General features: G+C 72.6%; 7 protein-coding genes and 1 pseudogene. 2 read left to right on the plus strand and 6 right to left on the minus strand.

Features of this window, described 5'->3' with window-relative positions; genetic code table 11:
• Window positions 1–57: 57 nt before the first annotated feature.
• Entirely contained in the window at window positions 58–2,706 is a 2,649-nt protein-coding gene (locus tag ACRDTB_RS16625) for an FAD/NAD(P)-binding protein (RefSeq protein WP_431431224.1), read from the minus strand.
• Window positions 2,707–2,845: 139 nt separating this feature from the next.
• On the opposite strand from ACRDTB_RS16625, the gene ACRDTB_RS16630 reads away from it, so the two are divergent.
• Window positions 2,846–3,310, plus strand: coding sequence for an RrF2 family transcriptional regulator (locus ACRDTB_RS16630; protein WP_431431225.1), 465 nt, complete (start codon window positions 2,846–2,848; stop codon window positions 3,308–3,310).
• Window positions 3,311–3,321: 11 nt separating this feature from the next.
• Here ACRDTB_RS16630 and ACRDTB_RS16635 read toward each other — a convergent pair whose 3' ends face one another.
• Window positions 3,322–4,287 (minus strand): hypothetical protein, encoded by a 966-nt coding sequence (locus ACRDTB_RS16635; protein WP_431431227.1) that lies wholly within the window; start codon window positions 4,285–4,287, stop codon window positions 3,322–3,324.
• 302 nt (window positions 4,288–4,589) lie between these two features.
• Here ACRDTB_RS16635 and ACRDTB_RS16640 point away from each other — a divergent pair, with 302 nt between their 5' ends.
• Window positions 4,590–6,599: a PhoX family protein gene (locus tag ACRDTB_RS16640; protein WP_431431231.1), complete on the plus strand. Its 2,010-nt coding sequence runs from the start codon at window positions 4,590–4,592 to the stop codon at window positions 6,597–6,599.
• A gap of 39 nt (window positions 6,600–6,638) precedes the next feature.
• On the opposite strand, the gene ACRDTB_RS16645 is transcribed toward ACRDTB_RS16640, so the two are convergent.
• The 4 genes and pseudogenes from ACRDTB_RS16645 to ACRDTB_RS16660 all read right to left on the minus strand — a co-directional run.
• Window positions 6,639–7,295 (minus strand): response regulator transcription factor, encoded by a 657-nt coding sequence (locus ACRDTB_RS16645; protein WP_431431228.1) that lies wholly within the window; start codon window positions 7,293–7,295, stop codon window positions 6,639–6,641.
• A gap of 56 nt (window positions 7,296–7,351) precedes the next feature.
• Entirely contained in the window at window positions 7,352–9,019 is a 1,668-nt protein-coding gene (locus ACRDTB_RS16650; protein WP_431431229.1) for a right-handed parallel beta-helix repeat-containing protein, read from the minus strand.
• Window positions 9,016–9,684 (minus strand): LuxR C-terminal-related transcriptional regulator, encoded by a 669-nt coding sequence (locus tag ACRDTB_RS16655; protein WP_431431230.1) that lies wholly within the window; start codon window positions 9,682–9,684, stop codon window positions 9,016–9,018. The genes ACRDTB_RS16650 and ACRDTB_RS16655 overlap by 4 nt, the downstream gene beginning before the upstream one ends.
• A pseudogene (locus ACRDTB_RS16660) lies at window positions 9,681–9,868 on the minus strand (type VII secretion protein EccE); the annotation flags it as partial. The gene ACRDTB_RS16655 and the pseudogene ACRDTB_RS16660, both read right to left, overlap by 4 nt.

A 9,868-nucleotide genomic window follows, 5' to 3' on the forward strand; every position in this document is an offset into this window, starting at 1 on the left:
CTGATGTCGAGACCACGAAGGTATTGACCGAGCGACCGGAGCGCGGAGCGACGTGGTTCAGGAGGAACCGGATCCGGCCTTGCGGAGGTCGGCGAGCCTGTCGCGTTCCAGCGGTGCGGGTGGGCGTCGGTCGAGTCGGGCGGACAGGACCTCGGCCGCGTCGTCGTGGCGTCCGGCCGAAGCCAGGGCGTGGATGAACGTGTCCTCGATGACCTCGCGCTGGGCGGCACTGCCGCCGAGCCGCTCCACGTGCGGGCGCACCGCCTCGAGCTCGGTCACCGCGGCGGTCCACCGCCCGGCGACGACGTTCGCGAGAGCGCCGCACAGGGGCGCCACGACCTGGCGGTACACCGGCGAGTCGTGGCCGGTGGCGTAGGCCTCGAGCGCGCCCAGCCGGTCGGAGTCCTTGGCCGCGGCCATCGCGATCGCCGCGTGCATGGCGGCGAACGAGGTGGGCGGGGTGGACAGCATGTCCCGGGGACTGGCCTCCAGCACGGCCGTGGCCGCGCGTCGGTCGTGCCAGTTCCGGGTGATCTCGCAGCGCCAGAGCAACGACGCGGAGTCGACCAGCGCGCGCGGGCCGGCCACGACGGGTGGGGCGAGGTCACGGTCGTAGCGGCGCCGGACCGCGGCGTCGTCGCCCAGCATCAGTTCGTGCAGCGCGGCGTGCCAGGTGAAGTGCGCACGACCGTCGCTCGCGTCGCCCCAGTCGCCGATCCAGTCGTCGAGCCAGGCGAGTCCGGCCCGGTGTTCCGAGGTCTCGTAGAACACGTGCGTGCGGGCGTGCACGGCATGGCCGGATGCGGGCTCGGCGGCCAGCGCGCGGCTGGCCAGCGCCTCGGCCTCGTCCCAGCGTTCCTGGTCCTGGCGGACGAAGGCCAGCTGGCTCAGGTACCACCAGTCGTCGCCGTAGTCCTTCCGGAGGCTCTCCACGAGCGCCCACGTCTCCCGGTCGCTCGTGATGCCGCCGAAGGAGATCGTCGGCACCGCCACGCTCACCGCGAGCGCGTCGCGCGGGAAGGTCTCGATGTGCCGCAGCAACGCACGGCCGCCGGCGTGCAGGTCCGTCGCACGCGCCGCCACGGCCGCCACGAAGCTCCGCTCCCGGTCATCGCCCGCCGCCACGGACGCCTGCGCGTCCCGCACCCGCGCCCCTACGTCCACCGGCGCGCCGCACTCCAGGCCGAGCAGGCCGACCACCGCGTGGCCGAGCGCGAACCCGGGATCGGCGTCGGTGGCGGCCACGAGGTGCGCGAGCGCGTCGTGCTGGCCGCGCAGCACCCGGTCCATGCCCTCGGTGAACGCCTCGGCGGCCTCGCGGGTCGTGCTCAGCGCCAGGCCGTAGCGGTCGCGCGGCCGCCGCCCGGCCGGCACCCGTCCGTCCACGAAGGACAGCACCGAGGTGGCGACGGTCGTCGCCTGCTCGTGGATCTCCGGTATCGCCATGGACTCCCACAGCGTGCCGACCCTGGTCGCGCCGAGCGTCCACAAGGGAGCCTCAGCGTTCCCGCCGGAACGCAGCCGGCCGTCGGCGGCGGTGTCGAGGCCCAGCCCGTGCGGCCCCGGCTCGGCGAGCCCACCTTCGAGCAGGGCGACCACCAGAGGGTTCGCCGAAGCACGCGGGTCGAGGTCGGGTCCGGTGCAGTTGACGACCGAGCCCACGCGAAGCACCTCTCCACCGGACAGCTCGACCGCCAGCCCGTCGCCGTCCGGGCGAGCCGCGACGACCTCGCCGGTGTGCAACCGCAGCCGGCCGGCCTCGCGGGTCGCCCGTAGCCGGTCGGCGGCCGCGGGCGCCATCCGGTGGCGGTAGCAGTTCCAGTAGCGGGACTTCTCGGCGATGAACCGCGCCTGCTCGGCGTCGGTGAGCTCGGCCCAGATTCGGGACGTGGCCGGCCGGAGCCCGTCGACGGCGTCCCGCCAGTCGCGGCCCGCCGACACCGCGCGCCACACCGCGTCCAGCCCGTCCGAACCGCGCAGCACGTCGACGTCGAGCCGGGGCGGCGTCCGGCCCGGGACATGCCGGCGCGGCAGCAGGCCGGTGCGGGACACCGCGTGCATCCTCCGATGTGGACGGTCGAGCTGGATGGCGAAGTCGACCATGGTCAGCCCCGAGCCGACGAACAGCACGTCGCCCTCCTCGGCGAGCTCGACCCCGGGAGCCCACGGATCCGCCACGAACGCGGACGAGTCGCGCAGGGCGTCGGGCGCCCAGCCGCACGCCGGCGGGGCGAGCCCGACGGCGAGCACCGCGGCGGACGCGGAGAGGGACCCGCCGGACGCGAGCCCCAGCGTGACGCCGTCGCCGGCCGGCCGTACGCCGGTCACGCGGTCGTGCACCCGGCGCAGCCGCGCGCGACGACATCGTCCAGCGGCCGCCCCGAGCCGGTCGCCGAGGTAGCCGCCGAACAGGTGCCGTGCCAGGAACTCGTCCGGCTCGACCACGCGGCCGAGCCGGTCACCGGCCCAGCTCGCGAAATCGTCGGGATCGTCGGCGTCGGCACTGAGCCAGCCGGCGGGAACGTTCAGCAGGTGCTCGGGTTCGCGCGTCGCATAAGCGACACCGCGGCCGCTCTCGTCCGCGGTGTCGACGAGCACGACCTCGAGGCGCCGGGCCCGGCGCTCGGCGAGGTCGAGGAGGCGAATCGCGGTGAGCACCCCCGCCGCACCGGCCCCGACCACCACGACAGACTCCCCAGTCCCCATCCTGTGCCTCCCTGGTGACTATCTCTACTAAGTTCGTAGAATTTAGTGAATATGACACTAACACGGTTGTGTCTCGTCAGTCACGAGAAGGAGTTTGTAGCGCAGGCGATAGGGTTCCTTCCAGAAGGGGGAGCGGCGGATGAGAGTTACGGCCAAGGTCGACTACGCGCTGCGGGCCATGGCGCAGTTGGCCGCCGAGTCGCCGGGTCAGCCGGTGTCGGCCAACCGGCTGGCCGTACAGCAGAATATCCCGCTGAAGTTCCTGCACGGCGTCCTCGCCGATCTCAAACGCGCGCGGCTGGTGCGCAGCACCCGCGGCCCGGAGGGCGGCTACGAGCTGTGGCGCCCGGCCACCGAGATCTCCGTCGCGGACGTCTTCCGCGCGGTCGACGGCCCACTGGTGACCGTGCGGAACATGGCGTTGTCCGAACTCGAGTACGCCGGGCCGGCCGAGACACTGCGCGAGGTGTGGCTCGCCGCGCGCGCGAGCCTGCGTCAGGTCCTCGAGAAGATCAGCATCGCCGACCTCGTCACCGGCGAGCTACCACCGGACGCGACCGCGCCGGCCGACCAGTACCACGCCGACTGGCGCCACCACCCCTGACCGGCGGGCGCTCAGCCGAACTCGGAGATCTCGAACACGCCGATGTCGTCGGCGCTGGTGCCCTGGTCGGGAACCGTCTGGTTGAGCGATGCCTCGACGGCCACCCAGCCGTGGAACCCGCCGTCGTTGTCGATGATCTGCAGCATCGGCTTGACGTGTGAGTTGCCGGTGTAGCAGTACTCGCCGCGGTCGTCGGCGAGCGAGGTGCGCCAGTGCCAGATGGTGTCCCGCCGGTCGGTGGCGGTGGTGTTGGCGGTGGCGAGGTAGTACTGGGTGCCGGCGGTCGTGGCGCCGAGGCAGCGGCCGCTCGTGCACGGATCCCAGTCCGCGACCCAGAACGGGTTGCCCGATCCCTCGTCCAGGTACGGGGTGCCGTTGTCGGTCTTCCACAGGTGGTAGTTGTGCTTGAGTTTCGTGTGGTCGAGGTCGGCGACCTGGGTCATCGAGGCGCGGGTGGACCATGCCGCGTTGCTGCCGTAGCCGTACCCGTGGGTGGCGCCGAACGAGCTGCCCTGGTAGGTGAGCTTGGCCAGCTTCCCGGCGATCGGCTCGCTGATTCGCCACTGCTCCCACCCGTTGCCGGCCCACTCGATCCGCAGCGTCGAACCGGTCACCGTGTAGGTGCCCGAGAGGTGCTCGGGCCGGCTGGTCGCCTGGAACCCGTTGGCGGTCCACACCACGCAGTCCCGCGCGACGCAGTCGGCCGCGCCCACGCCGGTGGACGTCCGGGACACGCGATCACGTTGGGACCAGTGGAAGTGCGACTCGGTGACCTCGCCGCTCGCGGTGAACGAGTAGTCGGCCAGGCGGACCCAGTTCGCATGCGAGCTCACCGACAGGCCGCCGATCGCGACCGTGAACCGGGACATCCCGCCCGGCGCGGCCGGGACCGCACCCGTGGCCGGGATCGTGAGCACCCCGAGCAGCAGGAGGACCGCGCTGACGATGCCGGCCATGCCGGCCCTGGTCCTTCGCATGCCGCCTCCCGCCTCGACCTTGTCATGAACTTACGAACTCTCTCTAGAGTATGTGAGCAACTCTCCTCGAAGGCCAGCCGCAGGGGGCTCTTGGAGCGGTAGCGTTCTTCGGCTGTTCACCTGAGGTTGGCGGGGTGGGCCGGATCTCCACATAGCGTCCTGGATCGAGACGTGCCGACTGCGGCCGGTCGTCTCGTTCCCGAATGGACTGTCTCGGAGGTGCCGTGCGCCACCGCTCCGCCGACGATCGGCCGATCGTCGAGTTACCTCTGCTGCCCGCCCACCGTGCCGGGCGATCGGCGATGACCTGCCGTTACCGCTGTGGTGATGCGTGTGCTCACCCGGCGCCGAACACGTCGGACAATCCCTATCTCGGTGATGTCATCGCCCGTGCCGTCTCGCGCCGGTCGCTGCTGCGGGCGGGTGCGGTGGTTTCCGTGGCGGGTGCGGCGACCGCGACGGGTGCCGTCGCGGGGCCCGCCGCCGCGGCGGCGGGCCGGAAGGGTCACGGCAGCGGCAACCGTCACGGACGGGAGCCGCACGGCCTGCGGTTCGAGCCGGTCGCTCCGAACAGACACGACGCGGTGACCGTGGCCGACGGGTACGAGCCGGATGTCGTGATCCGATGGGGTGACCCGATCCTGCGGGGCGCGCCGGCGTTCGACGCCGACCGGCAGACCGCGGCGCGGCAGGCCGGCCAGTTCGGCTACAACTGCGACTACCTCGCCCTGCTCGACCTGCCGCGCGAGCACCGGAGCCGGGTGCTGGTGGCGAACCACGAGTACACCGACGAAGTGCTCATGTTCGCCGGCTACGACGAGGAGAACCCGACGCGCGAGCAGGTGGAGATCGCATGGGCGGCGCACGGGCTGTCGGTCGTGGTGGTCGAGGAAGGCGGGGGCCGGCTCACGCCGACTCGTCATCGGTTGAACCGGCGGATCACCGCGACGACGCCCATCGCGCTGTGCGGCCCCGCCGCCGGCAGCGCCGCGCTCCGGACCTCGGCCGACCCGGCGGGCACCACCGCGCTGGGCACGCTGAACAACTGTGGCGGCGGGACGACGCCGTGGGGCACGGTGCTGACCGCCGAGGAGAACTTCAACCAGTACTTCGCCAACGCCGACACCGTGACCGACCCCGTGGCCAAGGCCCGGCTGGCCCGCTACGGCCTGTCCGGTCTCGCCAGCCAGCGCAAGTGGGAGCGGTTCGACGATCGGTTCGACGTGAGCAAGGAGCCCAACGAGGTCAACCGGCACGGCTGGATCGTCGAGCTCGATCCCTTCGATCCCGACTCCACCCCACGCAAGCGCACCGCTCTGGGCCGGTTCAAGCACGAGGCGGCCGAACCCAGGCTGGCCCGCGACGGTCGGGTGGTCGTCTACATGGGCGACGACGAACGGTTCGACTACTTCTACAAGTACGTCTCGAAGAACAGGTTCAAGCGTGGTGACAGCCGGGCGGCGCGGCGGCACAACCGTTCGCTGCTCGACGAGGGAACGCTGTACGTCGCCAGGTTCACCGGCGACAGTCCGGCCGCCGAGATCGACGGCTCGGGGACGCTGCCCTCGGATGGCCAGTTCGACGGCCGTGGCGAATGGGTTCCGCTGGCCAGTGCCAACCGATCCTTTGTGGACGAAATGTCCGCCGACGAGGTGTACGTCTACACGCGACTCGCCGCGGACAAGGTCGGGGCGACCAAGCTGGACCGCCCCGAGGACGTTCAGCCCCACCCGCGCAACGGCACGGTGTATCTCGCGCTGACGAACAACAACGACCGGGGAGCGGCCGGCAAGGCCGGACCGGACGAGGCCAACCCGCGCAACGGCAACCGGCACGGTCAGATCGTGGAGGTGACCGAGACCCGCGACGACGCGGCCGCACGGACCTTCCGGTGGCGGCTGTTCCTGGTGTGCGGCGACCCCGCCGATCCGAGCACCTACTTCGCCGGATTCCCGAAGGACCAGGTCAGCCCGATCTCGTGCCCGGACAACGTCGCCTTCGACCCGCACGGCAACCTGTGGATCGCGACCGACGGCAACGCGCTGGGCACCCACGACGGCCTCTTCGGCGTCGCCGTCGACGGGCCGTACCGCGGGTCGGTCAAGCAGTTCCTCACGGTGCCGATCGGCGCGGAGACCTGCGGTCCGATCGTCGAGGAACGCTTCGCGCTGGTGGCCGTGCAGCATCCGGGCGAGGTCGACGGGGCGACGGTGGAGGACCCGGCGTCCACGTGGCCCGACGGTCCGGGGCGGATCGTTCGTCCGTCCGTGGTGAGCGTGCGCAAGATCGGCGGTGGTCGGATCGGCATGTAGCGCTGGGAGTCGCGCCGGCACACCTTCCAGTGGGCCGGGTCAGGCCGGCAGGATCCGGTAACCCACCCCGCGCACGGTGTGGATCATCGGCGGCTGCCGGAGCTTTCGGCGCAGCTGCGCGATCAGGACGTCGAGGACGTTCGAGGCCGGGTCGGCCATGCGGTCCCACGCCTGTCCGATCAGCTCGGTGCGGGTGGCCGGCGCGCCCTGCCGCGCGACGAGGTGCTCCAGGACGGTGAACTCCTTGGCGGTCAACGTGATCAGCACGCCCGCCCGGCGCACCTCGTGCCGGCCGCTGTCGATCTCCAGGTCGCCGCAGCGCAGCACCGGCGGCCGGCCGGCGTTCACCCGCCGGCACAGGCTCCGTGTCCGCGCCACGAGCTCGTCCACCGCGAAGGGCTTGACGAGGTAGTCGTCGCCGTACTCCAGGCCCGCGATCCGGTCGGCCACGGCGTCCCGCGCGGTGAGGAACAACACCGGCACCGACAGCGCCGCCCGCCGGTGCCGCACGTAGTGCAGGGCGTCGCCGCTGGGCAGCATGCGGTCGAACACCGCGCAGTCGTAGGCGTTGACCGAGAGTGCCTCGTCCGCGGCCGGCAGGTCGGCCGCCGCGTCCACGGCGAACCCCGCCGAACGCAGCGAGGTGGTGATCGCCACCCGGAGGTTGTCGTCGTCCTCGATCACCAGTACTCGCACGAAAACACCGTAGCGAGCGATGCCGGGGACCCCTCCCGGGCCACCGGGCCACCGGCTCACCGGCTCGCGGCGAGCACGTCCTCGGCGGTCAGCGTCCGCAGCTCGGTGACGTCGGGCATCCGGCCGAGCGTGCGCAGCCGCTGGGACTGCGCCCTGCGCGCGCCTTCGAAGAGCCTTCTGGCGTCGCGGGCGTTGCCGAAGTTGGGGTCGGCGACGATCCGGTCGAAGTGCTCGAGCAGCACCTGGCCGGCCTCGTCGGCCACCACGTAGTCGCTGCTCTCCACCATCCGGCCGATGATCGCGAGCAGGTCGGCCGGCGTGTAGTTCTCGAACTCGATGGTCTTGGAGAACCGGGACGCGAGGCCGGGGTTGGCCGCGAGGAAGTCGGTCATCTCGGCGGTGTACCCGGCGACGATCACCGCGACCTCGTCCCGGTGGTCCTCCATCAGCTTCACGAGGGTGTCGATCGCCTCCTGGCCGAAGTCGCCGCCAGAGCCCGCCTGGCGGGACAGCGTGTAGGCCTCGTCGATGAACAGCACGCCGCCCTTCGCCTCCTCGAACACGAGCGAGGTCTTCTCCGCGGTGTGGCCGATGTACTGGCCGACGAGGTCGCGCCGGGCCACCTCGCGGAACTGGCCCCGGGCGAGCACGCCGAGCGCCTCGAGGAGCTTGCCGTAGGTGCGCGCGACGGTCGTCTTCCCCGTGCCGGGGGCGCCGGCGAAGATCAGGTGGTGGCTGACCGTGCCGACCGAGAGCCCGGCCCTGCGCCGCCACTCGTCGACCTGGATCTCGTCGACCAGAGCGTGCACCTCAGCCTTCACCGCGGGCAGCCCGACCATCGCGTCGAGGTCGGCGAGCAGGTCGTCCAGACCCGCCTCGCCGGTGGGGGCGGCCCGCCGGGTCGGCTCGACGACGGTCGGCGTCGCGCCCTCGGCGAGTGAGACGGCCGGCTCGGCGGTGTTGGTCAGGTGGCACTCCTCGACCTCGCCCGCGCAGCCGGGACCGAACACGATGCCGACGCCCTGCGTGTCGTGCACCCGCGTGCGCCGCACCGCCGGCCGGCTCTGCTGCGCGACCTCGACGCCCGCGCCGGACGTGCGGGAGACGTCGCAGGACTCGATGGCCGGGCGGGCGTACCGGTAGACGTACACGCCCCGCTGGCCGCAGCCGGCGACCGTGAGGTTGCGCAGCTCCGGGTCGGCGCCGAGGCCGACCACGACGCCGTCGCCGGCGATGTCGGTGACCGTCGTGTCGGCCACCCGCCCGGACGAGCTCTCCACGACGATGCCCTGCGCGGCGCCCGCGATCGTGCACCGGGTGATCGTGAACCGGTGGCAGTCGCGCACCCCGACGGCCGGGCCGAGCGTGGCGCCGAACGTGCAGCGCTCGACCGTGAGGTCCACGTTCGCCGCGTGCAGGGCGGCCGCGGTCGCGCGGACCTCGATGCCGTGCAGGGTCAGCGATCCGCCGCGCACGGCGAGCGCCGGACGGTCGCCGCCGGTGCCGTCCAGCACGACCGCCGCGCCGTCCGCCGCGCGGATCGTGAGCGTGCGGTCGGCCAGCTCGAAGGTCTCCGCGTACGTGCCTTCGGCGACCGTGACGACGCCGCCGTCCGGCGCGTTCCGCAGCGCCTCGCCGACCGTCTCGTACGCGCCATGCTGGCCGGGCGCCACCAGGAGCGTGCGGGCCACCGGTGGCGTGGTCGGTGGGGTCGTCCTCGTCATCCCGCCAGCTCCATGAGCATGCCGCTGTCCGCGGCCTTGGCCCCGAGCTGGAACCTGCTGCGGGCACCGAGCCGGTTCATCATGTCGGCGACGGTGCGGCGCACCGTCCGTACCGAGATCTTGAGCTGGGCCGCCGCCGACTCGTCCGTGTAGCCGGCCAGGAGCAGCGCCATCAGCGCCCGCTCCCGTGCCTGACGCTCGGCGGACTCGGGCAGGTCGCCGGGCACCAGCGGGACGCCGCCCAGCCACACGCGGTCGAACAGCTCGGTCGTCGTGGTCACCACGCTGGGCAGGCGGAACACGGCGGTGCCGGTGGACGGGCCGCTCGCGGTGCGGACCACCGGGAGCACCACCACCGAGCCGTCGATCACCAGCGCGTCGGTGGGCACCTCGGCGACCGTGCGCACGTCGGCGCCGGCCAGCGAGAGCTCGCCGAGCCGCGGCGCGAACGCCGGCTCGGTACGGGCGGAGTCGGGCACGACGATCCGGTAGCGGACCCCGCGCCGCACGTTCTCGCGGTCGATCCGGCGGGGCGCGCCGATCGGCCGCGGGCCCGCCAGACCGCTCATCACCCGCACCTCAGCGGTGGCGGAGGCGAGCAGCTCCTCGACGCCGGCGCTGGCCGGGACGGCGTGCCGCAACGTGTGCATTGTCGTGACACTCATAGGAAGACTCCGATCGGAAGCGACGCGGCGACGCCGGAGGAGTGCGTGCCGTCGAGTCGGGCGAGCCGGACGCCGGGCGGGACGGCGCGGGCGATCACCGCGGCGCGGGCGGCCTCGACCGCGGCCTCGGTGGTGGCGGCCAGGCGCAGCACCGCGGCCACCCGGGTCCCGGTCCGGCCGGACC

The organism is Actinophytocola sp. (assembly GCF_050699935.1).
Taxonomy (GTDB): domain Bacteria; phylum Actinomycetota; class Actinomycetes; order Mycobacteriales; family Pseudonocardiaceae; genus Actinophytocola.